We start from the raw sequence: 24,078 nt of genomic DNA, 5'->3' as shown, positions 1-24,078 counted from the left end.
TGGGTAAGCGCCGGAGGCATATTTGACATAAAAAACGCGCCCGAAGGCGCGTTCTCTGTGAGCGGCGGAGGCTGCGGCTTACTTGCCGGCCATCACGCGCACCATCTCCAGGCACTTGTTGGAGTAGCCCCACTCGTTGTCGTACCAGGCCACGACCTTCACGAAGGTCTTGTCCAGGGCGATGCCGGCGTCGGCGTCGAACACCGAGGTGTGGGTCTCGCCCACGAAGTCGGTGGCCACCACCTTGTCCTCGGTATAGGCCAGCACGCCCTTCAGCGCGCCCTGCGACTGGGCCTTCATCTCGGCCTTGATCTCGTCGTAGCTGGCTTCCTTCTCCAGCTCCACCGTCAGGTCCACCACCGACACGTCGGAGGTGGGCACGCGGAAGGACATGCCGGTCAGCTTCTTGTTCAGCGACGGGATCACCACGCCCACGGCCTTGGCGGCGCCGGTGGAGCTGGGGATGATGTTTTCCAGAATGCCGCGGCCGCCGCGCCAGTCCTTGTTGCTCGGGCCGTCCACGGTCTTTTGCGTGGCGGTGGCGGCGTGCACGGTGGTCATCAGGCCGCGCTTGATGCCCCACTTGTCATGCAGCACCTTGGCCACGGGGGCCAGGCAGTTGGTGGTGCAGGACGCGTTGGAGATGATGGCCTGGCCGGCGTAGGTGGCGTGGTTCACGCCGAACACGAACATGGGCGTGTCGTCCTTGGACGGGGCCGACATCAGCACCTTCTTGGCGCCGGCAGCGATGTGCTTCTCGGCGCTGGCCTTGTCCAGGAACAGGCCGGTGGACTCGATCACGATGTCGGCGCCGACTTCGTTCCACTTCAGGTTGGCGGGGTCGCGCTCCTGCGTCAGGCGGATCTTCTTGCCGTTGACGATCAGCGTGTTGCCCTCGACCGAGACCTCGCCCTTGAAGCGGCCATGCACGCTGTCATAGCGCAGCATGTACGCGAGGTACTCGGGCTCCAGCAGGTCGTTGATGCCAACGACTTCGATGTCGGAGAAGTTCTGCACGGCCGAGCGCAGTACGTTGCGGCCGATGCGGCCGAAGCCGTTGATGCCAATCTTGATCGTCATGGTGTGAGCCTCTAGGGATGGATGGATTGCAAAAAAACGAGAACCGGGAGGGATCAGCGCGCGCGCTGCAGCGCGGCCAGCACCGTGTCGGCGACGTTCTCGGCCGTGAAGCCGAAGTGCTTGAACAGCACGCCGGCCGGGGCCGACTCGCCATAGGTGTCGATGCCGACCACCGCGGCGCAGCCGTACTTCCACCAGAAGTCGGACACGCCCATCTCGACGGCGATGCGCGGCGTGCCGGCGGGCAGCACCAGTCGCTTGTACTTGGTGTCCTCGCGATCGAAGGTGGTGGTGCTGGGCATGGAGACCACGCGCACGGCGATCTTCTTGGCGGCCAGCAGTTGCTGCGCGGCCAGGGCCAGCTGCACCTCGGAGCCGGTGGCGATGATCACGGCCTGGGCCTTCTTCTTCAGACCCACGGCGGCGGGCTCGGAGAGGATGTAGGCGCCGCGCGAGATGTCGCCCAGGTCGCTCTTGGGCGCGTAGGGCAGGTTCTGGCGGGACAGCAGCAGCGCGGTGGGCTTGTCGCGGTTGGACAGGGCCACGCTCCAGGCCACGGCGGTCTCGGCCGTGTCGGCGGGGCGCCACACGTCCAGGCCGGGGATCAGGCGCAGGCTGGCGGCGTGCTCGATCGACTGGTGCGTGGGGCCGTCCTCGCCCAGGCCGATGGAGTCGTGCGTGAACACGTGCACTACGCGCTGCTTCATCAGCGCGGCCATGCGGATGGCGTTGCGGCTGTAGTCGCTGAATGTGAGGAAGGTGCCGCCGTAGGGGATGAAACCGCCGTGCAGCGCCAGGCCGTTCATGATGGCCGCCATGCCGAACTCGCGCACGCCGTAGTTGATGTGGCGGCCCACCTGGCCGGCCTCGGTCTTGGCCACGGCGCCGTTGGGCTCGATGCGCAGCGCGGGCGTGCTCTTGGTGTTGGTGAGGTTGGAGCCGGTCAGGTCGGCGCTGCCGCCCAGCAGTTCGGGCAGTGCGGCGGTGAAGGCTTCCAGCGCGATCTGGCTGGCCTTGCGGCTGGCCACGGTCTCGGCCTTGGTGTGCGCGGCCACCACGGTGTCTACCGCCACCTGGGCGAAGTGCTTGGGCAGGTCGCCGGCCATGCGGCGGGACAGCTCGAATGCCAGCTCGGGGTAGGCGGCCTCGTAGGCGGCAAAGCGCAGCGTCCACTCGGCTTCGGCGGCCTGGCCGGCGGCCTTGGCATCCCAGTCGGCGTACACCGACTCGGGGATCGCGAAGGGTTCGTGCGACCAGCCCAAGGCAGCGCGCGTGAGGTTGATTTCCTCGGCGCCCAGGGGCTCGCCATGGGCCTTGGCCGTGTTGGCGCGGTTGGGGCTGCCCTTGCCGATGGCGGTCTTGCAGACGATCAGCGTGGGCTTGTCGGCGCTGGCCTTGGCCTGGCCGATGGCGGCGGCCACAGCTTCCACGTCATGCCCGTCCACGGCGTCGATCACGTTCCAGCCGCAGGCCATGAAGCGCTGCGGGGTGTTGTCGATGAACCAGGGCGCCACCTGGCCGTCGATGCTGATGCCGTTGTCGTCGTACAGCGCGATGAGCTTGTTGAGCTTCCACGCGCCGGCGAGAGCCACGGCCTCATGGCTGATGCCTTCCATCAGGCAGCCGTCGCCCAGGAACACGTAGGTGTGGTGGTCCACCACGGCGTGGCCTTCGCGGTTGAACTCTGCGGCCAGCAGCTTCTCGGCCAGCGCAAAGCCCACGGCGTTGGTCACGCCCTGGCCCAGCGGGCCGGTGGTGGTCTCCACGCCGGGGGTGATGCCGTGCTCGGGGTGGCCGGCGGTCTTGCTGTGCAGCTGGCGGAAGTTCTTCAGCTCCTGCAGGGGCAGGTCATAGCCCGTGAGGTGCAGCAGCGAGTACAGCAGCATCGACGCGTGGCCGTTGGACAGCACGAAACGGTCGCGGTCCATCCACTGGGGGTTGGTGGGGTTGTGCTTTAGGTGCCGGCCCCACAACGCCACGGCCATGTCGGCCATGCCCATGGGGGCGCCGGGGTGGCCGGAGTTGGCTTGTTGAACGGCATCCATTGCGAGTGCGCGGATCGCATTCGCCATTTGTTGAGAGTTGGCCATGAGGGGTGGCTCCGCAGAGGGGGCGGTGTTCTTGTGAAGAAACCCGGGATTTTACCGGGGGCCCCGCAGCCTGGGCGGCGCGGGGGCTGATGGGCTGGGTGGCGGGGCGGCTGGCTGGCCTGTTGCACGGTTGCGCGCGGCGCATGCACTACAGTGCGCAGCCATGCCCACGGTGCCTTCCTGCTTCGCAGATTCCTCCCTCCCGACAGCCCCCGGCCCGGCGCACGGCTGGGCGCAAGTGCCGGCCCTGCTGCTCGCCGCCGGCCGCGGCGAGCGCATGCGACCGCTGACCGACGCCTGTCCCAAACCATTGCTCGAAGTGCGCGGGCGGCCGCTGCTGGAGTGGCACCTGCGTGCGTTGGTCGAAGCGGGTGTCGAGCGCGCCGTGATCAACACCGCGTGGCTGGGCGAGCAGATTGACCACCGGTTTTCAGATGTTTTTGCCGTCGAAGGCAAGCGGGAAAAGCGCGAGCAGCTATCAATTTCATACTCCCATGAAGGCCGGGATTTCGGTCGCGCGCTGGAGACGGCCGGCGGTATCGCACGCGCGCTGCCGCAGCTGGGGCCGGTGTTCTGGCTGGCGGCGGGCGATGTGTTCGCGCCCGACTTCACCTTCGAGGCGCAGGCCGTGCAGCGGTTCGTGGCCGGCGATGCCCTGGCCCATCTGTGGCTCGTGCCCAACCCGCCGCACCACCCGCGCGGCGACTTCGGCCTGTCGCCCGAGGGGTTGGCGCTGAATCTGCCGGCGCAGGACCCGCGGCCGCGCTACACCTACAGCACCATCGCCCTGCTGCGCGCCGAGCTGTTCACCGCGCCCTGGTGCGACATCGCACCCGGCAACCCCGAGGGCGTGGCCGCGCCGCTGGCGCCGCTGCTGCGCCGCGCCATGGATGCGGGGCGGGTGACGGCGACGCTCCATACCGGGCGCTGGACCGATGTGGGTACGCCCGAGCGGCTGGCCGAGCTGAACGCCGGCTGAGGCAGCGTCCGTCGCCCAGCCGTTCAGGCGCCTGGCGCGGATGCGGGGGCCGAGGCGGCGCCCGACGCGGGATCGGAGGGGTCTGATGCCGGCTCGGCGGGCGGCGGCGGAGGCAGCAACTCGGGCGCGGGCGCCAGCGCGGCGGCCGATGCGGGATGGGCGGGCTGCACATCGATGGCCGGGCCGTTCTCGCAGTTGCGGAACTGCCACTGGCTGGGCAGGAAGCGGGCCTGCGGCCCGTCGGGTGCGGGCTTGCCCACCTCGGCCTGCACGTCGTAGGGGATGTGCGGCACCTGGAACAGGGCGATTTGGCCCTGGCGGCACAGCAGCGCGGGTACCACCTTGTTCAGCTCCCATTCCTTGGTGTCGGTGTTGTAGCGGTACAGCGGGCCAATACGCTGGTCCTGGGCCAGTTCTACGCGCATCGGCAGCACCTGCATCGCCTGGGCCCATACGCCAGCCACGAGCACGGGCTGCGAAAAGCGCACCGCCTCCAGGCCGCGCAGGGACACGGGCTGCACCGGCGCGCCGTTGTCGAAGGGATCCAACCGGTTGATCAGGCTGCCCGCGGGAATCACCAGTTCGCCGTACTGCACGTCGTGCGGCAGCACGAAGCGTTCGCGGTGGGTGCGATGCACGGCGCTGTCCTGGCGCGTCTGCTGCGCGCGTCCCGACAGGTACAGGCGCAGGCCCAGCCAGGCATCGCACACCACGGCCAGGGCGCACAGGGCGACCAGCACGCGCCGGTCCAGCCGCGGCTTGTTGGGAACATCGATATACCGCGCATAGAACGCGTAGGAAAGCAGGGCCACGGTCAGCACCAGGCCCAGCAGGGGGATGAGGGTGGTCAGCAGGAAGGACATGCGGCGAGTCTGCCACGGCGCCTGGGTGCCGCCGCGCGCGCCGGCCGTTGGGCCCACAATGGCAGCATGACCACGCCCAGCTCCCTCTACGCGCAGCGTCGCGCCCGCCTTGCCGCCCAGTTGGGCGCGGGCGGCATCGCCATCGTGCCCACCGCCCCGCTGCAGCAGCGCAACCGCGACAGCGAGTTTCTCTACCGCCACGACAGCTACTTCTACTACCTCACGGGCTTTGCCGAGCCGGGCGCGTGGCTGGTGCTGACCGCGGAAGGCCACAGCACGCTGTTTTGCCAGCCCAAGGACCTGGAACGCGAGATCTGGGATGGCTACCGCCTGGGGCCCGAGGCGGCCCTGGCCACCCTGGGCGTGGACGCCGCGCACTCGGTGGCCGATATCGACGCGCGCCTGCCGCGCCTGCTGGAAAACCGCGACAGCGTCTGGTTCCCCTTCGCCACCCACCCAGGGCTGGCTGCGCGTGTGGAAGGCTGGCTGAACCAGGTGCGCGCACGCGTGCGGTACGGCGCGCTGTGCCCCGCGCAGCAAGGCGACCTGTGCACGCTGCTCGACGAGATGCGCCTGATCAAGGACGCGCATGAGCAGGACCTGATGCGCCGCGCCGCCGCCATCAGCGCCCGCGCCCATGTGCGCGCCATGCAAAGAAGCGCCCGCATGCTGCGCGCCGGCCAGGACGTGCGCGAATACCACCTGGATGCGGAGCTGCTGCACGCTTTCCGCGAAGAGGGCTCGCAGTGCCCGGCGTATGGCTCCATCGTGGCTGCGGGGGCCAACGCCTGCGTGCTGCACTACCGCGCCGATGCCGCGCCGGTGCGCGCGGGCGAGCTGGTGCTGATCGACGCGGGCTGCGAACTGGACGGCTACGCCTCGGACATCACGCGCACCTTTCCGGCCGATGGCCGTTTCACCGGCCCGCAGCGCGCGCTGTACGACCTGGTGCTGGAGAGCCAGAAGGCGGCCATCGCCGCCACGCGTGCGGGCAACCGCTTCAACGACCCGCACGACGCCACGGTGGCCGTGCTGGCGCAGGGCATGCTGGACTTGGGCCTGCTGGACGCCAACAAGGTCGGCAGCGTGCAGGACGTGATCGCGAGCCGTGCGTACTTCCAGTTCTACATGCACCGCACCGGCCACTGGCTGGGCATGGATGTGCATGACTGCGGCAGCTACGTCGAGCCCTCAGAAGTGGGCCAGGTGAGCGAGCGGCGCGACCCGCTGTCGGGCGAGTTGATCCAGAACCGCCCCAGCCGCATCCTGCGCCCAGGCATGGTGCTGACCATCGAGCCCGGCTTGTACGTGCGCCCGGCGCCGGGCGTGCCCGAGGCCTTCCACCACATCGGCATCCGCATCGAGGACGACGCCATCGTCACCGAGACCGGCTGCGAACTGATCACCCGCGGGGTGCCCGTGGAGGGCGACGAGATCGAGGCGCTGATGCGCGGCTGAGCGGGTGTTTTCAGGAACCGCGATGTAACTGATTTTGTGCAAAAATCGAAACTCGATTACATCCACGGAAAAGAGACACCCCATGCAGATCCGCCGCGCCACCAAGATCGTTGCCACCCTGGGCCCCGCCTCCAGCGACCCGCAACTGCTGGAGCAGATGATCGCGGCGGGCGTGAACGTGGTGCGCCTGAACTTCAGCCACGGCAAGGCGCAGGACCATGTGGAGCGCGCCGCCATGGTGCGCGAGGCCGCCCAGCGCGCCGGGCGCGAGGTCGCCATCATGGCCGACCTGCAGGGGCCGAAGATTCGCGTGGGCAAGTTTGCCGAAGGGCGGGTGATGCTGGAGCCGGGCCTGCCTTTCGTGCTGGACGCGTCGCGCAGCGAGCCCGGCGACCTGCAGGGCGTGGGCCTGGACTACAAGGAACTTCCCCGTGACGTGAAGCCCGGCGACGTGCTGCTGCTGAACGACGGCCTCATCGTGCTGCAGGTGGATGCCGTGCGCGGCGAGGCCGTGTACACCACCGTGAAGATCGGCGGCGAGCTGTCCAACAACAAGGGCATCAACAAGCAGGGGGGAGGCCTCACGGCGCCCGCCCTCACGGCCAAGGACATGGAGGACATCAAGACCGCCATGAGCTTCCAGGCCGACTATGTGGCCGTGAGCTTCCCCAAGAACGCCACCGACATGGAGATGGCGCGCCAGTTGTGCAACGTGGCCGCGGCCGAGTTCCGCCACAAGCCCGGCCTGATTGCGAAGATCGAGCGTGCAGAGGCCGTGCCGCTGCTGGAGGAGATCCTGCGCGTGTCCGACGGCATCATGGTGGCGCGCGGCGACCTGGCCGTGGAGGTGGGCAACGCCGCGGTGCCCGCGCTGCAGAAAAAGATGATCCGCATGGCGCGCGACATGGACAAGGTGGTGATCACCGCGACCCAGATGATGGAGAGCATGATCGCCAACCCCGTGCCCACGCGCGCCGAAGTGAGCGACGTGGCCAACGCCGTGCTGGACGGCACCGACGCCGTGATGCTCAGCGCCGAGACGGCGGCCGGCAAGTACCCGCTGGACACGGTGCGGGAGATGGCCACCATCTGCGCCGCCGCGGAAGCGGCCGAAGACCTGGAGCGCGACTCCGACTTCATCGGCCAGACCCTGGGCCGCATCGACCAGTCCATCGCCATGGGCGCGCTGTTCACGGCGCACCACCTGGGTGCCAAGGCCATCGTGGCGATGACCGACAGCGGCTCCACGGCACTGTGGATGAGCCGCCACCGCATCCACATTCCCATCTATGCATTGACGCCGAAGGTGGCCACGCAGCGGCGCATGGCCATGTTCCGCAACGTGCGCCCGTTGCTCATGGACACCAGCGCCGACCGCGACACTGCACTGGACCAGGCCGAGAGCCACCTGAAGATGCGCAACATCGTGCAGCAGGGCGACCTGTACGTGATCACCTGCGGCGAGCCCATGGGTGCACCCGGCGGCACGAACATGCTCAAGATCTGCCGCGCACGATGAAAGCGCGGTAGCGCATCCTTTCACCCCGTGAACGCAGACGGGGCGATGGGGGGTATTGGGGGCATGGGTCCAGGAAGCGGTAGGGCGGCTAAAATTACGGGTTACCAAGCGGTTACCGCCGCTCATCCATCAACCCTCGAACGGATCCACCCCATGCCTCTCGTCTCGATGCGCGAACTGCTCGACCATGCCGCCGACCACGGCTATGGCATTCCCGCCTTCAACGTCAACAACCTGGAGCAGGTGCAGGCCGTGATGGCCGCTGCCGACGAGGTGGGCGCGCCGGTGATCCTGCAAGCCAGCGCCGGCGCCCGCAAGTACGCCGGCGAGAGCTTTATCAAGCACCTGATCGCCGCCGCTGCCGAGGCGTATCCGCACATCCCCCTGGTCATGCACCAGGACCACGGCACCAGCCCCGCCATCTGCAAGGGCGCGCTGGAGCTGGGCTTCGGCTCGGTGATGATGGACGGCTCGCTGCGCGAAGACGGCAAGACCCCCGCAGACTTCGACTACAACGTGCGCGTCACCCAGGAAGTGGTGGCCATGGCGCACAAGATCGGCGCTACCGTCGAAGGCGAACTGGGCTGCCTGGGCAGCCTGGAGACCGGCGAGGCGGGTGAGGAAGACGGCGTCGGCGCGGCTGGCAAGCTCAGCCACGCCCAGCTGCTCACGGACCCCGAGGAGGCTGCGCAGTTCGTCAAGGCCACGCAACTGGACGCCCTGGCGATCGCCATCGGTACCAGCCATGGGGCCTACAAGTTCTCCCGCCCGCCCACGGGCGATGTGCTGTCGATCCAGCGCGTCAAGGAAATCCACGCGCGCATTCCCAACACCCACCTGGTGATGCATGGCTCGTCCAGCGTGCCGCAGGATCTGCTGGCCCTCATCAACCAGTTTGGCGGCAAGATGAAGGAAACCTACGGCGTGCCTGTGGCCGAGATCCAGGAAGCCATCAAGCACGGCGTGCGCAAGATCAACATCGACACCGATATCCGCTTGGCCATGACCGGGGCGGTGCGCAAGTTCCAGGCCGAGAACCCGGACAAGTTCGACATGCGCGAGTGGATGAAGCCCGCGCGCGAAGCCGCCAAGGCCATCTGCAAGCAACGTTACCTGGAGTTTGGCTGCGAGGGCCAGGGCGCGAAGGTGAAGGGCTATCCCCTCGGCGAAATGGCTGCCAAATACGCCAGCGGCGCGCTGCAGCAGGTCGTGAACTGACGCAATGAGGCGCGTGGCGGAGCCGTCTGCCGCCCACGCTTTCCCAAGCCCGGCGCCCCATGGCCGCCGGGCTTTTTCTTTGGCCTCGCTCCGTGCCATGTCGCGCGTGCGTCGAAGGTGTGAAATTCTTCATGTAAGCTCGCGGTAAGTAGAAATACGCAATGCTGCGTGGACCAACGCCGTAGGGCGCTCGCGTGCAGGAGGAGATGACATGCTGATAGGTGTGCCCGCCGAAACCTTGGCAGGCGAGACGCGGGTGGCCGCCACGCCAGAAACCGTCAAGAAACTCGTGGCCCAAGGCCACACGGTGCGGGTGCAGTCAGGCGCCGGCGTCTGCGCCAGCGTCACCGATGCCGGCTTTGCCGCCGTGGGAGCCGAGATCACCGACGCGGCCGGCGCCTGGGGCTGCGACCTGGTGCTCAAGGTGCGCGCGCCGCAAGAGTCCGAAGCCGGCCTGCTGCGCCCGGGCAGTACCTTGGTCGGCATGCTGAATCCGTTCGACGCCGCAGGTCTGCACCGCCTGGCCGCTGCCGGCGTCACCGCCTATGCACTGGAAGCTGCGCCGCGCACCACACGCGCGCAGAGCATGGACGTACTCTCTTCGCAGGCCAACATCGCCGGCTACAAGGCCGTGGTGATGGCCGCTGATCGCTACCAGCGCTTCTTTCCCATGCTCATGACTGCGGCGGGCACCGTGAAGGCGGCTCGCGTGGTCATCCTGGGCGTGGGCGTGGCGGGCCTGCAGGCGATTGCCACGGCCAAGCGCCTGGGCGCGGTGATCGAGGCCAGCGATGTGCGCCCCAGCGTCAAGGAGCAGGTGGAGTCGCTGGGCGCGAAGTTCATCGACGTGCCCTACGAAACCGCCGAGGAGAAAGAAGCTGCCGAGGGCGTGGGCGGTTACGCCCGCCCCATGCCGCAAAGCTGGCTGGACCGCCAGAAGGCCGAGGTTGCCAAGCGTGTCGCGCAGGCCGACGTGGTCATCACCACGGCGCTGATCCCCGGCCGCGCCGCGCCGGTGCTGGTCACGCAGGAGATGGTGGAGTCCATGAAACCCGGCTCGGTCATCGTGGACCTGGCGGCCGCGCAGGGAGGCAACTGCCCGCTGACCCAGCCGGGTCAGACCGTCGTGCACCACGGCGTGACCCTGGTCGGCGAGACCAACCTGCCCGCGCTCGTGGCGGCTGATGCCTCCGCGCTGTATGCGCGCAACGTGCTCGACTTTCTCAAACTCATCATCAACCCCGAAGGCGCCCTGCATCTCAACCGCGATGACGACATCGTGGTGGCCTGCTTGGTGGCGCATGAGGGGGCCGTCACGCGTGCGTGACCCTGTTCTGCCCGCAACCTTGGAGTGACTTTCTTGCGTCTTCGTTGGAACCCCTTTGTCCCCGCCATCGCGGCCCTGCTGTCGCTCGTTGCATGCGCGCCAGCGCAGCCGGACCTCGTACGGGTGGGCCGTGCCGAACTGCAGTTGCCTGCGGGCACCTGGCAGCCTTTGGGCGGCGACGCCGAACAGTTTGACGTCCGCCCCGATGACACCGCGCACGATCTGCCCATGCAGACCCGCGCAGTGGCCCTGCGCGGCCGGGCCAAGGAACCGCTGGCGGTTCTGGTGGTGCAGACCAATGCCAGCAACCACCCGCGCGACACCACGCTGTGGACCGCGGCCTGCCTGCCGCAAAAGGGCGTGCAGGTGGAAGACGCGGCGCGCGGCAGTCCGGTGCGCATCGACTGCCTGCGCTACAAGCGCAGCGCGGGCACCGACGGCTACCTGGCCAGCGCGCGTCCGGCGCTTGCCCAGTGGCTGACGCAGCAGCAGGCCGTGCCCGCCAACCCGTATTCCCACGTCTCGTACCGCTACTCCACCCCCGAAGGTGGCTATGTGTCCGTGGATGTGCTGGCCGATCGGCGGTTGCTGCGGCCTACCGTGCGCAACAACGAGGAGTTCCTGCGTGCAGGCCGTCCCGCGCAGGCGTGGATGGAGCAACTCGCCCAAGCGGCCCGCCAGAGCATCACCATGCTGGACGGCCGTTTCGTCGTGCCCCCGTTTCCCCAGGCCTTGCCCGAATAGCTGTCAATTGGGGCCGTGTAAAGGTCCCCTTTCCGAAGGAGCGTCGAGATGGAGTCGGTTTCGCCCACGCTGATCAACCTGATCATCTTCGTGCTGGCCATCTACGTGGGCTACCACGTGGTCTGGAACGTCACCCCGGCGCTGCACACGCCCTTGATGGCGGTGACCAATGCCATCTCGGCCATCGTCATCGTCGGGGCCATGCTGGCCGCCGCGCTCACCGAAACGCCACTGGGCAAGACCATGGGTGTGCTGGCCGTGGCGCTGGCGGCGGTGAACGTGTTCGGCGGCTTCCTGGTCACCCGGCGCATGCTGGAGATGTTCAAGAAGAAAGAGCGCAAGACGCCCGCCGAACAAGCGAAAGCAGCTACGAAATAAGGAGCGTTGGCATGAGCATGAACCTTGTCACGCTGCTGTACCTGGTCGCCAGCGTCTGTTTCATCCAGGCGCTCAAAGGCCTGTCGCACCCCACCACATCGATCCGCGGCAACCTGTTCGGCATGGCGGGCATGGCGATCGCCGTGCTGACCACGGCGGCGCTCATCGTGGAGCTGGCCAGCGACAAGGGCGTGGGCATGACCTACGTGCTGGCCGGCCTGGTGGTGGGCGGCGGCGCGGGCTCGGTGATGGCACAGCGCGTGGAGATGACCAAGATGCCCGAGCTGGTGGCCTTCATGCACAGCATGATCGGCCTGGCGGCGGTGTTCATCGCCGTGGCGGCCGTGGCCGAGCCCTGGGCCTTCCAGATCGTGGCGCATGGCCAGCCGATCCCGCTGGGCAACCGGCTGGAGCTGTTCCTGGGCGCGGCCATCGGCGCCATCACCTTCAGTGGCTCGGTGATCGCCTTCGGCAAGCTCTCGGGCAAGTACAAGTTCCGCCTGTTCCAGGGCGCGCCGGTGGTCTTCAAGGGGCAGCACCTGCTGAACCTGGTGCTGGGCCTGGCCACCGTCGGCCTGGGGCTGGTGTTCATGCTCACCGAGCGCTGGGATGCCTTCTTCGCCATGCTGGCGCTCGCCTTCGTGATGGGCGTGCTCATCATCATTCCCATCGGCGGCGCCGACATGCCCGTGGTGGTGTCCATGCTCAACAGCTACTCGGGCTGGGCAGCGGCGGGCATCGGCTTCTCGCTGAACAACAGCATGCTCATCATCGCGGGCTCGCTGGTAGGCAGCTCGGGCGCGATCCTGAGCTACATCATGTGCAAGGCCATGAACCGCTCGTTCTTCAACGTGATCCTGGGCGGCTTCGGCGGCGACGCGGCAGCTGCGGCTGCGGGCGGCGCCGTACAGCGCACGGCCAAGAGCGGCAGCGCCGACGATGCGGCCTTCATCCTGAGCCAGGCGGAGACCGTGGTCATCGTCCCCGGCTACGGCCTCGCGGTGGCGCGCGCGCAGCATGCGGTGAAGGAGCTGGCGCAGAAGCTCACCGACAAGGGCATCACCGTCAAGTACGCCATCCATCCGGTGGCGGGCCGCATGCCCGGCCATATGAACGTGCTGCTGGCCGAGGCCGAGGTGCCCTACGACCAGGTGTTCGAGATGGAGGACATCAACGGCGAGTTCGGCCAGGCGGACGTGGCCATCGTGCTGGGCGCCAACGATGTGGTGAACCCCGCCGCGCTGCACAAGGGCAGTCCCATCTACGGCATGCCGATCCTGGAGGCTTACAAGGCCAAGACCGTGATCGTCAACAAGCGCTCCATGGCCGCGGGCTACGCCGGCCTGGACAACGAACTGTTCTACATGGACAAGACCATGATGGTCTTCGGCGACGCCAAGAAGGTGGTCGAAGACATTGGCAAGGCCGTGGAGTAGTGCCGCATCCGCGCATGCCGGCGGGGCCGGCACGCTAGGGTAATTCCAGACGCGCGAAGGCTGCAGGCCATCCACAATGCGCCGCACTTTGCCGTCATTCGTAACTAGAAGATTCCAGGAGAGACATCTATGACCGACCGCCCATGGCTTGGCGCCTACCCGCAGGGCGTTCCTGCCGACATCGACCCGACGCAGTACACGTCGCTGGTGGAGCTGATGGAGCAGGCCTTCCGCGACTATGCGGACCGCACGGCCTACAGCTTCATGGGCAAGGAGACCAGCTACCGCGAGACGGACGCGCTGAGTCGCCAGTTCGCGGCCTACCTGCAGAGCCTGGGCCTGGTGCGCGGCGACCGCGTGGCGCTCATGATGCCCAACGTGCCGCAGTACCCGATTGCCGTGGCGGCCGTGCTGCGCGCGGGCTTCGTGGTGGTCAACGTGAACCCGCTGTACACCCCGCGCGAACTGGAGCACCAGCTCAAGGACTCGGGTGCCAAGGCCATCGTCATCATCGAGAACTTCGCCGCCACGCTGCAGGCCTGCATCGCCAACACCCCCGTGCAGCACGTGGTGCTGTGCGCCATGGGCGACCGGCTGGGCCTGCTCAAGGGCCTGCTGGTCAACTACGTGGTGCGCAACGTCAAGAAGCTGGTGCCGGCCTACCAGCTTCCCGGCGCAGTGCGCTTCAACGACGCGCTGGCCAAGGGCGCGGGCCTGCAGTTGAACAAGCCGTCTTTGAAGAGCGACGACATCGCACTGCTGCAGTACACCGGCGGCACCACGGGCGTGAGCAAGGGCGCCGTGCTGCTGCACCGCAACGTGATCGCCAATGTGCTGCAGTCCGAGGCCTGGAATAAGCCCGCGACGAGCAAGATCCCCGAAAGCGAGCAGCCCACGGCCGTGTGCGCGCTGCCGCTGTACCACATCTTCGCGTTCACGGTGAACATGATGCTGTCCATGCGCACGGGCGGCAAAACCATCCTCATTCCTAATCCACGCGATCTGCCGGCCGTGCTCAAGGAGCTGTCCAAGCACACGTTCCACAGCTTCCCGGCGGTGAACACGCTGTTCAACGGCCTGGCCAACCATCCCGACTTCAACACGGTCAACTGGAAGAACCTCAAGGTTTCCGTGGGCGGCGGCATGGCTGTGCAGGCGGCCGTGGCCAAGCTCTGGCTGGACAAGACCGGCTGCCCGATCTGCGAAGGCTACGGCCTGTCGGAGACCAGCCCGTCGGCCAGTTGCAACCCGGTCACCGCCACGGAGTTCTCGGGCACCATCGGCGTGCCGTTGCCCAGCACCTCCATGCGCATCCTGGACGACGAGGGGCACGACATCTCCGCCACCGGCCAGGCGGGCGAGATCGCCATCAAGGGCCCGCAGGTCATGGCCGGCTACTGGCAGCGCCCCGACGAGACCGCCAAGGTCATGACCGAGGATGGCTACTTCAAGACCGGCGACATCGGCGTGATGGACGCGCGCGGCTACTTCAAGGTGGTGGACCGCAAGAAGGACATGGTGCTGGTCAGCGGCTTCAACGTCTACCCCAACGAGGTGGAGGACGTGGTGGCGCTGATGCCCGGCGTGCTGGAATGCGCGGTGGTGGGCGTGCCCGACGAGAAGACGGGCGAGGCCGTGAAGCTGGTCATCGTCAAGAAGGACCCGGCGCTCACCGAGGCGCAGGTCAAGGACTTCTGCCGCGCCAACCTCACGGGCTACAAGCAGCCCAAGGTGATCGAGTTCCGTACCGAACTGCCCAAGACCCCCGTGGGCAAGATCCTGCGCCGCGAGCTGCGCGACAAGAAATAAGCCGAGAACCCGAGGGCCCCGCGCGGGCTCTTAGAACGTGTTCACGATCTTTTCATGAAGCCCGCAAGGCAGCAAAAAGCCGCAATCTAGGCGCGCACCGCAGGCCATTCTGGGGGCCTGGACAAGGTGCGCAACGACGAGTGCGGCTTTTTGCTGTCTTGCCCGCAGGGGTGCCCCGCCAAAGTGGCCTCTGCGGCGTTGCAAAGGCTCGCCGGGCCACCAGCCCGGCTGCGCTTTGCGCCTTGCATCCGCCGCTTTGGCGGGGCAACGGGCTCCATGAAAAGCTCGTGAACACGTTCGTACATTCCCCCAGCCGGGATAATCCCGGCTTTTTTACGCCCGGCCCTCGCCCTCATGACCACTGCCATCCTCAGCGCCCTGCCCGAAGAGCAGGGCGGCCTCATGCACGCCCTGCAGCAACCTGAGCAACTGCAGCATGCGGGCCGCGTCTTCTGGCGCGGCCACCTGCATGGGCAGCCCGTGGTGCTGGCACTGTCGGGCATTGGCAAGGTGGCGGCGGCCACCACGGCCGCAGCGCTGGCCGAGCGCTTTGGCGTGGCGCGCATGGTGTTCACCGGCGTGGCCGGCGGCGTGGGCGAGGGCGTGCAAGTGGGCGATGTGGTGGTCGCGCAGGACTACCTGCAGCACGACTTTGATGCCTCGCCCATCTTCCCGCGCTGGGAAGTGCCGGGCTACGGCCGTGCGCGCATGGACTGCGACTCGGCGCTGAATGCTCTGCTTTTGGAAGCTGCTCGCGCTTACCTGGCGGACGCTGGAGCCCATTTTGTTGCTGATCTTCCCAACGCTGCGCGCGCCCCGCAGGTGCACCACGGCCTGATGGCCAGCGGCGACCGCTTCGTCTCCACGGCGCAGGAATCCAGCGCGCTGCGCGCGGCGCTGCTGGCGTCGGACCACGACGTGCTGGCCGTGGAGATGGAAGGCGCCGCCGTGGCCCAGGTCTGCCGCGACTACGGCCTGCCGTTTGCGGCGGTGCGCACCATCTCCGACCGCGCGGACGACAGTGCGCATGTCGACTTCGCCCACTTCGTGCAGAACGTGGCGAGCCGCTATGCGGACCACATCGTGCAGCGCTTCGTGCGGATGCTCTGAAAACAGGAGCTATCAGCGCTTGCTATATAAGCGCTAGAGGCCAATTTCTTCAAAACTGGCACACGCCTCGACAGTCCGATGGCCGCGGAGCAGGCCGCCCCAGCGGACGCCGTGGAACGGGCTTCGCCAGGCCACCGGCGTCGTCCCCCTTCCCGCAGCGCGCAGCGGTGCGAGAGAAGGGGGAAGCGGCGCAGCCGCTCAGGGGGATGTTCCCTATTTCAACCAGCCCCGCTTGCGGAAGTACAGCATCGGCCCCAGCGCGCTGGCCACCATCAGCGCCAGCACGTAGGGGTAGCCGTACTGCCAGTCCAGCTCGGGCATGAACTTGAAGTTCATGCCGTAGACGCTGGCGATCAGCGTCGGCGGCAGCAGCGCCACGCTGGCCACGGAGAAGATCTTGATGATCTTGTTCTGGTTGATGTTGATGAAACCGACCGTGGCGTCCATCAGGAAGTTGATCTTGTCGAACAGGAAGGCCGTGTGGCTGTCCAGCGACTCGATGTCGCGCAGGATCTGGCGCGCGTCCTCGAACTGCTCGGAGCTGAGCATGCGGCTGCGCATCATGAAGCTCACCGCGCGGCGCGTGTCCATCACGTTGCGGCGGATGCGGCCGTTCAAGTCCTCCTGCCGCGCAATGGCCGCCAGCACCTCGCCGGCGCGTGCGTCGGTCACGTTGCCGGCCAGCACCTGGGTGCTCACCTCTTCCAGGTCGTCGTAGATGCCCTCCAGCGTGTCGGCGGAATACTCGGCATCCGTGTCGAAGAGGCTCAGCAGCACGTCCTTGGCATCGTCGATCAGGCCGGGCGCGCGGCGTGCGCGCATGCGCAGCAGGCGAAAGACGGGGATGTCCTCGTCGTGGATGGAAAACAGCACGCCCTTGCTCTTGAGGGTGTCGTTGACCAGGTTCAGGATGAAGGCCACGCGGGCCGAGGCGGGCTCGTCGTCCACATCCACCAGAAAGTCGCTGCGGATGTGCAGCTCGCCGTTGTCTTCCTCGTAAAAGCGCGCGGACTCTTCGATGTCCTCGTCCATCGCATCTTCGGGGATGGACAGGCCGTAGTGCTGCTTGATCCAGCGCTTTTCTTCCAGCGTGGGGGACTCCAGGTCCACCCAGATCGGCTGAAAGCGCGCCAACTCTTCCAGGGACTCGATTTCTTCCTGGACGAGCCGGCCGTTGGCGAGCGTAAAGATGTTGAGCATGGCTCACTCTCCCGGTTGTCTTGTGGCGTCTGCAAAAGGGGCGGGGGGCGCTTTCAGTCCCTTCGGCATGTCAATGGGCCGGGAGGCTGAAAGCTACCAACTAGGGTAGGTTTCCACGGAGCTGTCTCCATACGTTGTGCAAGGCGGGAATTATCGCATCCGCTCCCCAATGGAAGCACCGCCGCATGACACGTTCTTGGCGCCTTTTCGGGGGAAAGGCGCCGCACCGCATCACCCCCCGCCGCGGTGCGTGTGCAGGTCCAGGTGCCGCATGAAAGCCTGGCGCTCGGCGGGCGGGACGCCGTCGAACGCGAAGTGCAGGTGCAGCGTGGGCAGGCGCAGCAGCGCGATCTGGCGCGCAGGCCCCGGCGCCCACTGCAGCGTGAGCGCGCCCCCCGCGAGCGCGATGCGTACCTGGGCGTCGCCTTGTGCGGCCCAGTCGTGCCCCGCCAGCGCCCGCTGCAGCAGCCGCTGCCATTCGGCGGGCGCGCAGCTCATGTCGCGCGTGAAGTGGTCAGGCCAATCGCTCAAAAGGTGCGGGGAGGGTAGGAGGCTGCGATTCAGCCGCCGGCGATCGGCGGCCAGATGGCGAGCGCGTCGCCCTCGTGCAGCGTGGTGGTGGCGCGCGCCGCGGGGGCGATGTAGCGGCCGTTGACCAGCACCAGGTGCACCATGTCCGGCGGCAGGCGGAAAGGCGCGATGATTTGGCTGATGCTCTGCGTGGGGGCGACTTCCAGCGCCATCTGGTTGCCTGGGCGCACCTCGGGCGGCAGGTAGTCGGTGAGCGAGGCAAAGAGCTTGAAAGTGATGCGCATGTGCCTATCCGGTTTCATGCCAAATCAGCCGTTTGCACTTGTGGGGTAAGCGCTGCTACTTTTAGCATAGCAAATTCCCTGGCCTCAGCGCCGGCGCGCGTCCGGCGCGCCACTCCAGTGCCCCTGCGCCTGGGCGCAGGCCAGGTAGGCCTCCATCAGCCGCGTGGGGTCGCGGCGCAGGTGTTCCTTCCAGGGGCCCAGGCGCACCTGGCCTTCCACCAGGCCGCGCATGGCGCCCACGTGCTGCGTCATGCCCACGGAGTTGCAGCCGATGAGCCGGTCGCCCTCGAACTGCAGGCTCAGGTGTTTGCCGGCCGCCGCGTCGGTCAGCGCCACCTGTTCGCCGCCGGGCACGCCCTGCCAGTTGCCGAAGCTGGTGGAGATGAGCCCCAGCGTGTCCAGCACGTTGATCTGCGTGACCACCGCCAGCGCCGCGGGAAGCCCCAGCATGTTGAGCGCCGCCACGCGCGCCTGCTCGGCCGCGTTGGGCTGGATGGCGCTGACCACGGTCTTGCGCGTGAAGGGGTCGAACGCCTCGGCGCAGTCGCCCGCGGCATAGATGCCGGGCACGTTGGTCTGCATGCGCTCGTCGGTCAACACGCCCTGCAGGCAGGTGATGCCACTGCCCGCCAGAAAGCCGATGGCCGGGCGCACGCCCGTGGCGCTGATGACGAGGTCGGCATCCAGCACCCTGCCGCCCGACAGGTGCACGCGCAGCGCGTCGCCGCCGCCTTCACCTTGTGCGCGGTCGATGCGCTCGACCTTGTGGCCCGTGAACACCTGCACGCCCTGGCGCTCGCACCAGTCGCGGATCATGCCGCCGGCCACCGCGCCCATCATGCGCGGGACCATGCGGTCGCCCATCTCGACCACGCTGAGCCGCACGCCGCGCTTTTGCAACGCCTCCATGATGATGCAGCCGATGAAGCCCGCGCCCATCTGCAGCACGCGCGCGCCGGGCCGGGCGCGCGCGGCGATGGCGCGCGCGTCGGCCAGCGTCCAGCAGGTCTGCACGCCCGGCAGGTCCAGCCCGGGGATGGGCGGGCGCACGGGGTGGGAGCCGGTGGCGATGAGCAGCCGGTCGAAAGCCAGCGTGACGCCACCCTCCAGCGTGACGGTGCGGGCCTGCACATCCACGCCCGCGGCGCGCGCGCTCAGGCGGTCGATGCGCTGCTGTGCGAAGTGGTCGGCGCGCTTGCGCAGGTAGGTGCCGCGCTCGTCGATGTCGCCCACCAGCAGGTAGGGGATGGCCATGCGCGAGTAGGGCGGCTCGGCCTCGTCGCCCACGAGGGTGATGCGGTCGCCCGGCGCATGCTTGCGCAGGGTTTCCGCGGCGATGACGCCGGCCGGGCCGGCCCCGAGGATCAGGTGGTGCATAGGGATGCTCGGTTGCTGCAGTATTGATAGCTGCTAACGCAGGATAGGTATGCGCTGCATGCCGATTTGCCTTTTGTCCTTGCGCCGCGGGCGGGCCCCTGCCGTGGCCCGCGGCAGATGGCCTCACAGTCCCAGGCGCGCGCGCGTCTCGGGTGTGGGCCGGCCTTCGGGGTCCCAGCCGCGCACGGCGTAGTACTTGGGCAGCATTTCGGGCAGGTGGCTCACCGTGCCCTTGGAGCCGCCGGTCTTGGCCGCCTCGGTCAGCAGGCGCCGGGGCAGGCTGTCGTCCGCCTTGGTGAAGCCGGCGGCGTTGTTGAACTCGCGCTCCATGTTCCAGATGCGCTCGCCGATCTTCTCCAGCTCCGGCACCGTGAAGCCTTCGTCGCACGCCGCCTGCAGTTGGGGGGCGAGGTCGGGCAGGCTCCAGGCGAAGGTGGTGAAGATGCACACGCCGGCCGAGTCAAACGCCGCCGTCGCGTCCTGGAAGGCCTTGACCAGCTCGGGCTTGCCCTCGGTGGCCGTAGGCTCGGTCTTGACGGGGATGCCCAGGATCTCGGACGCGATGGTGTAGCCGCGCAGGTGGCAGCCGCCGCGGTTGCTGGTGGCGTAGGCCAGGCCGATGCCCTGGATGGCGCGGCCGTCGTAGGCGGGGAACTCCTGGCCCTTGGAGGACATGGACAAATCAGGATGGCCGTACTTGGTGCACAGGCGCTTGGAACCCTGGCCCACCTCCTTGCCAAAGCCGCGCCCGTGGATGGTTTCCTCGGCCAGAAAGGCCAGCGCCTTGGCCGAGCCGAAGGGTGCCTCGATGCCGATCTGCTCGCGGGTGAGCACGCCCATTTCGTACAGCTCCATCACCGCGCCCACGGTGGCGCCGAAGCTGATGGGGTCGATCCCTTGCTCGTTGCACAGCAGGTTCACGTACTGCAGGCATTCCAGGTCGTTCACGCCGTTGGCCGCGCCCAGGGCCCAGGCGGCCTCGTATTCCAGGCCGCCGCTGGCGCCCCAGTACTGCGGCTTGTTGACCACGGTGAAGTGCGTCTCGTCGATCTTGCTGATGCGCCCGCAGGCGATGGTGCAGCCAAAGCAGGCCTGGTTGGTCACCAGGTGCTTCTTGCCGTCGCTGGCGCGCGGCGTGGCCATGGCCTCGGCGGAGATGTCCTTGGCGCCTTCGAACTGCACGTCGCGGTGGTTGCGCGTGGGCAGGGCGCCCACCTCGTTGATCACGTTCATCAGCACCTGCGTGCCGTAGGTGGGCAGGCCCTGGCCGGTGACGGCGTTGTCGTGCAGGATCTTCTTGCGCGCGAAGGTCTCGGCCATGAAGGCCTTGGGGTCGCGGATGTTGCCCACGCCCTTGGTGCCGCGCACGGCGATGGCCTTGAGGTTCTTGCTGCCCATGACCGCGCCCACGCCCGAGCGGCCCGCGGCGCGGTGCAGGTCATTGACCACGGCGGCGAACAGCACCTGGTTCTCGCCCGCGCGGCCGATGCCGGAGATGCGCGTGAGCGGGTCCTGCAGCGTGGTCTTGAGGTGCTCCTCGGTCTCCCACACGCTCTTGCCCCAGATGTCGGCGGCGTCGCGCAGCTCGGCCACGTCGTCGTTGATGTACAGGTACACGGGCTTGGGGGACTTGCCCTCGAAGATGACCATGTCCCAGCCGGCCATCTTCAGCTCGGCACCCCAGTAGCCGCCCGAGTTGGAGCAGGCGATAGCGCCGGTGAGCGGCCCCTTGGTGATGACGGTATAGCGCCCGCCCGTGGAGGCCATGGTGCCCGTGAGCGGACCCGTGGCCCAGATGATCTTGTTGTCCGGCGACAGCGGGTCGACCTGGGGGTCGATCTCGCTGACCAGGTACTTGGTGCCCAGGCCGCGCGAACCCAGGTACTGGCGTGCCCAGTCCATGTTCAGCGGCTCGGGGGTAACGGTGCCCGCGCTCAGGTTGACGCGCAGAATCTTGCCAGCCCAGGACATGATGTGTGCTCCTTGATTAATAGCTGTTGGCGCTTGGTGGTCAAGCGCCAGCGGGCTGATTGGCTTGATTGCCCAGCTTCTCGGCCCATTGCTTCATGCGCTCCAGGCCGGTCCAGTTGGCGTCGATGTAGGTGATGGCCGTGGTCGGGCAGGCCTCCACGCAGGCCGGGCCCTCGGCGCGGTCGTGGCACAGGTCGCACTTTTGCACCTTGCCGGTGTCGGCCACGTAGTTCACGGTGCCGAAGGGGCAGGCGATGGTGCAGACCTTGCAGCCCACGCAGGTGGACTCGGACACGATCTTGGCGCCGCTCAGCTTGTCCACCGTGATCGCCTCCACCGGGCAGGCGTGCAGGCACCAGGCCTCGTCGCACTGGGTGCAGGTGTAGGGCACCTTCTTGCCCGTGGTGTGGAAGTCGAACACCTTGATGCGCGATTTGGCGGTGGCGTAGACGCCGTAGTTCTCGAAAGAGCAGGCCATCTCGCACTGCAGGCAGCCGGTGCACTTGTCGGCGTTGATGTGCAACACCTTTTGCATGAATGTCTCCTTGGGTACCGGCGCCCAGGGCAGGGGACGCCTTGCCTATGAAAAGATTTGCATAGGTATTGTGGGCAGCCCAGGGGAGGGGACTTGCAGAGGGGAAACCCGCGTCGGGTATTGGGTGCGCGCCGTACCCCGCCAGGCGCGTGCCGGGCGGGCCGTCCGGTCGCGGCGGATCAGGGTGCGGCGGGTCAGGGTGCGGTGCTGCGCCGCACCAGGGCCAGCGCGCGGCACAGGTCGGCCCAGGCGGCGGCCTTGGCATCGGGTGCGCGCAGCAGGTAGGCGGGGTCGTAGCTCACCACGGCGGGCGTGCCGTCTGGCAGGTGGTGCGCGGTGGCGCGCAGGCGCCCCAGGGGCTCGCGGCTGCCCAGCACCACGCGCGCCGCGCCCAGGCCCAGCACCAGCACCAGGGAGGGGCGCAGCGTCTGCAGCGCCTGTTGCAGGCCGGCGGCGGGCTCCAACCCCTCGGCGGTCAGGCCCGGCGCGTGCCGGTTCAGCGTGGCGACGAAGGTGCGCGGGTGCCGGTGCAGGCGCATGGCGCGCAGCATGTTGTCCAGCAGGCGGCCGCTGTCGCCCGCCAGCGGCTCGGCTGGCGTGGGGCTTTCCAGCACCACCAGCCAGCCGGCGCCCAGCTCGGGCGGAACGGCCTGGGCGTCGGCCTGCGGGTACAGCGCCACGGGCGCGCGCAGCAGCAGGCCGGTGGGCGCGGCGCCGGCCGTGCGCGGCTCGGACGCGGGTGCGGCAGGGGCAGCAGCATGCGCGGGCTGGCGCGGGGCGGATGGCGCGGCTGGCGTGGGTTGCGCGTGCAGCACTGGCGTGGGCGCGGCGGCGGCGATGGCCACTTCCGCGTCCGCTTGCGCAGGCGCGGCCACTGGGGGCGGCAGCGGGCGTGCCGGCGGCGGCGCCCAGACGGTGACGCCCATCTCTTGCAGCATGGCGCGTTGGCGCGCATCCAGGGACAGGCTCATAGCAGCAGGCTCATCACCACGGCGTCCTCGCGCTCGCCGTCCGCGGCGGGGTAGTAGCGCTTGCGCTCGCCCACACGGCGGTAGCCGTGGACTTCATAGATGCGCCGCGCGCGCTCGTTGCTCGCGCGCACCTCCAGCCACAGCCATTGCGCGCCCTGGCCGCGCGCCCACACGGCCAGCGTGTCCAGCATCACATGGGCCCAGCCCTGGCGCTGGAAGGCGGGCGCCACGGTGATGTTGAGCAGATGCACCTCGTCCACGCCGCGCATGGCGACGAAGTAGCCCAGGATCTGTCCATCGGCCACGAGCAGCTGGGCCTGGTAGCCGGCGGCCATGGCGTCGATGAAGTTGCCGCGTGTCCAGGGATGGCTATAGGCGCTGTTCTCGATGGCCAGGAGCGCATCCAGCCGCGCGGGCGTCAGCGGCTCGAAGGCGGCCTCGAAGGCGTGGGGGGGCTGGACGATGGCGCTCATGTCTGGGGGGCCGGCGCGGCTTGGCGGGCGGCTTCTCGCTCGGCGGTGGTTTGCGCCACTTTATCGCGGATGTAGCGCGGCAGCGCTGCGTCGGCAGCCACGCCCGCGCCCGCCGCCAGCAGCGCCGGTGCCAGCCGCAGCAGGGCCGCCGCCGTAGGCAGGGCGTGCATGTGCGGGGCCTGCGGCGCGAGGCGCTCGCCGTAGGCGGCGCGGGCATTGCCGGCGACCGTCCAGCCATCCGGCACGGCCAGGGCCTCGGGCGCCAGCAGCTGGAAGTCCTGCGGCACCTGCCAGCGGCCGTCGGCCTGCCACTCAAAGGGTGCCGCGTAGACCTCGTTCATGCGGGCGTCCAGCGTCGCCACCACCCGCGTGCAGCCGTGCTGCGCGCGGGCCTCTTCGGCCACGGCGAGCAGCGTGTCCACCGGCAGCACGGGCACGCCTTGCCCGCCGCGCGCGCCAAAGGCCAGGCCCTGGGCCACCGCGCACGCGGTGCGCAGCCCCGTGAACGAGCCCGGGCCGCGCCCGAACACCACGGCGTCCAGCTGATCGAACGACAGTCCGGCCTGCGCCAGCAAGTCGCGGATGGCCGGGATCAGCGTGGCCGAGGCCTGTGCGCCGCCGGCGCCGCTGTGCTGCCACACGCGCGCGCCGTGTTGCACGGCGATGGACAGCGCGTCGGTACTGGTGTCGAAGGCAAGCAGGTTCATGGAGGGCGTGATTATCGG

General features: G+C 68.2%; 22 protein-coding genes. 10 read left to right on the top strand and 12 right to left on the bottom strand.

What is annotated here, in order from left to right; all coding sequences use genetic code 11:
* Positions 1 to 78: 78 nt before the first annotated feature.
* Together gap and tkt are read right to left on the bottom strand one after the other, a co-directional pair.
* Positions 79 to 1,080, bottom strand: a complete 1,002-nt coding sequence (gene gap / locus QY917_RS12935) for a type I glyceraldehyde-3-phosphate dehydrogenase (RefSeq protein WP_123675538.1) — start codon at positions 1,078 to 1,080, stop codon at positions 79 to 81.
* A gap of 53 nt (positions 1,081 to 1,133) precedes the next feature.
* A complete protein-coding gene (gene tkt / locus QY917_RS12930; RefSeq protein ID WP_123675539.1) occupies positions 1,134 to 3,170 on the bottom strand; it encodes a transketolase in 2,037 nt (678 codons plus the stop codon).
* Between the two features lie 163 nt (positions 3,171 to 3,333).
* Here tkt and QY917_RS12925 point away from each other — a divergent pair, with 163 nt between their 5' ends.
* A complete protein-coding gene (locus QY917_RS12925; protein WP_123675540.1) occupies positions 3,334 to 4,149 on the top strand; it encodes a nucleotidyltransferase family protein in 816 nt (271 codons plus the stop codon).
* Positions 4,150 to 4,172: 23 nt separating this feature from the next.
* On the opposite strand, the gene QY917_RS12920 is transcribed toward QY917_RS12925, so the two are convergent.
* Positions 4,173 to 5,012, bottom strand: a complete 840-nt coding sequence (locus QY917_RS12920; protein WP_123675586.1) for a hypothetical protein — start codon at positions 5,010 to 5,012, stop codon at positions 4,173 to 4,175.
* A gap of 66 nt (positions 5,013 to 5,078) precedes the next feature.
* On the opposite strand from QY917_RS12920, the gene QY917_RS12915 reads away from it, so the two are divergent.
* The 9 genes from QY917_RS12915 (at position 5,079) to QY917_RS12875 (ending at position 16,011) form a co-directional block, all read left to right on the top strand.
* Complete coding sequence (locus tag QY917_RS12915) at positions 5,079 to 6,470, top strand: aminopeptidase P N-terminal domain-containing protein (RefSeq protein WP_123675541.1); 1,392 nt, start codon at positions 5,079 to 5,081, stop codon at positions 6,468 to 6,470.
* Between the two features lie 82 nt (positions 6,471 to 6,552).
* A complete protein-coding gene (gene pyk / locus QY917_RS12910) occupies positions 6,553 to 7,989 on the top strand; it encodes a pyruvate kinase (RefSeq protein WP_015914538.1) in 1,437 nt (478 codons plus the stop codon).
* A 153-nt stretch (positions 7,990 to 8,142) separates the two neighbouring features.
* Entirely contained in the window at positions 8,143 to 9,207 is a 1,065-nt protein-coding gene (fba, locus tag QY917_RS12905; protein WP_123675542.1) for a class II fructose-bisphosphate aldolase, read from the top strand.
* A 211-nt stretch (positions 9,208 to 9,418) separates the two neighbouring features.
* A complete protein-coding gene (locus QY917_RS12900; protein WP_088888171.1) occupies positions 9,419 to 10,534 on the top strand; it encodes a Re/Si-specific NAD(P)(+) transhydrogenase subunit alpha in 1,116 nt (371 codons plus the stop codon).
* A 24-nt stretch (positions 10,535 to 10,558) separates the two neighbouring features.
* A complete protein-coding gene (locus QY917_RS12895; protein WP_302077207.1) occupies positions 10,559 to 11,278 on the top strand; it encodes a hypothetical protein in 720 nt (239 codons plus the stop codon).
* 48 nt (positions 11,279 to 11,326) lie between these two features.
* The gene (locus QY917_RS12890; protein WP_123675543.1) at positions 11,327 to 11,656 is read left to right on the top strand and encodes an NAD(P) transhydrogenase subunit alpha; all 330 of its coding nucleotides are present in this window, start codon (positions 11,327 to 11,329) and stop codon (positions 11,654 to 11,656) included.
* Positions 11,657 to 11,667: 11 nt separating this feature from the next.
* Positions 11,668 to 13,092 (top strand): NAD(P)(+) transhydrogenase (Re/Si-specific) subunit beta, encoded by a 1,425-nt coding sequence (locus tag QY917_RS12885; protein WP_123675544.1) that lies wholly within the window; start codon positions 11,668 to 11,670, stop codon positions 13,090 to 13,092.
* Positions 13,093 to 13,221: 129 nt separating this feature from the next.
* The gene (locus tag QY917_RS12880) at positions 13,222 to 14,901 is read left to right on the top strand and encodes a long-chain-fatty-acid--CoA ligase (protein ID WP_015914533.1); all 1,680 of its coding nucleotides are present in this window, start codon (positions 13,222 to 13,224) and stop codon (positions 14,899 to 14,901) included.
* Between the two features lie 354 nt (positions 14,902 to 15,255).
* Complete coding sequence (locus tag QY917_RS12875; protein WP_123675545.1) at positions 15,256 to 16,011, top strand: 5'-methylthioadenosine/adenosylhomocysteine nucleosidase; 756 nt, start codon at positions 15,256 to 15,258, stop codon at positions 16,009 to 16,011.
* Positions 16,012 to 16,224: 213 nt separating this feature from the next.
* Here the strand turns inward: QY917_RS12875 and corA are convergent, their stop codons facing one another.
* The 9 genes from corA to tsaB form a co-directional block, all read right to left on the bottom strand.
* Positions 16,225 to 17,211 (bottom strand): magnesium/cobalt transporter CorA, encoded by a 987-nt coding sequence (gene corA / locus QY917_RS12870; RefSeq protein ID WP_015914531.1) that lies wholly within the window; start codon positions 17,209 to 17,211, stop codon positions 16,225 to 16,227.
* A 231-nt stretch (positions 17,212 to 17,442) separates the two neighbouring features.
* Positions 17,443 to 17,742 carry a hypothetical protein gene (locus QY917_RS12865; protein ID WP_228403640.1) on the bottom strand — a complete coding sequence of 100 codons (300 nt, stop codon included), beginning with the start codon at positions 17,740 to 17,742 and terminating at the stop codon, positions 17,443 to 17,445.
* 29 nt (positions 17,743 to 17,771) lie between these two features.
* Complete coding sequence (locus QY917_RS12860) at positions 17,772 to 18,026, bottom strand: MoaD/ThiS family protein (RefSeq protein ID WP_088888175.1); 255 nt, start codon at positions 18,024 to 18,026, stop codon at positions 17,772 to 17,774.
* A gap of 84 nt (positions 18,027 to 18,110) precedes the next feature.
* Positions 18,111 to 19,403: an NAD(P)/FAD-dependent oxidoreductase gene (locus QY917_RS12855; protein WP_123675546.1), complete on the bottom strand. Its 1,293-nt coding sequence runs from the start codon at positions 19,401 to 19,403 to the stop codon at positions 18,111 to 18,113.
* 123 nt (positions 19,404 to 19,526) lie between these two features.
* Positions 19,527 to 21,374 carry an aldehyde ferredoxin oxidoreductase family protein gene (locus tag QY917_RS12850; protein WP_015914527.1) on the bottom strand — a complete coding sequence of 616 codons (1,848 nt, stop codon included), beginning with the start codon at positions 21,372 to 21,374 and terminating at the stop codon, positions 19,527 to 19,529.
* A gap of 40 nt (positions 21,375 to 21,414) precedes the next feature.
* Complete coding sequence (locus QY917_RS12845; protein WP_123675547.1) at positions 21,415 to 21,909, bottom strand: 4Fe-4S dicluster domain-containing protein; 495 nt, start codon at positions 21,907 to 21,909, stop codon at positions 21,415 to 21,417.
* A gap of 194 nt (positions 21,910 to 22,103) precedes the next feature.
* Positions 22,104 to 22,880: a uracil-DNA glycosylase family protein gene (locus tag QY917_RS12840; protein WP_123675548.1), complete on the bottom strand. Its 777-nt coding sequence runs from the start codon at positions 22,878 to 22,880 to the stop codon at positions 22,104 to 22,106.
* On the bottom strand, positions 22,877 to 23,353 hold the full coding sequence (rimI, locus tag QY917_RS12835) for a ribosomal protein S18-alanine N-acetyltransferase (RefSeq protein ID WP_123675549.1): 477 nt from the start codon (positions 23,351 to 23,353) through the stop codon (positions 22,877 to 22,879). Before rimI ends, QY917_RS12840 begins: the two co-directional genes overlap by 4 nt.
* On the bottom strand, positions 23,350 to 24,060 hold the full coding sequence (gene tsaB, locus QY917_RS12830) for a tRNA (adenosine(37)-N6)-threonylcarbamoyltransferase complex dimerization subunit type 1 TsaB (protein WP_123675550.1): 711 nt from the start codon (positions 24,058 to 24,060) through the stop codon (positions 23,350 to 23,352). Before tsaB ends, rimI begins: the two co-directional genes overlap by 4 nt.
* Positions 24,061 to 24,078: the final 18 nt, after the last annotated feature.

The organism is Diaphorobacter sp. C33 (assembly GCF_030503915.1).
Taxonomy (GTDB): domain Bacteria; phylum Pseudomonadota; class Gammaproteobacteria; order Burkholderiales; family Burkholderiaceae_C; genus Diaphorobacter; species Diaphorobacter nitroreducens.
The sequence above is the reverse complement of the archived record's forward strand: the minus strand, read 5'-3'. Positions and strand labels throughout refer to the sequence as shown.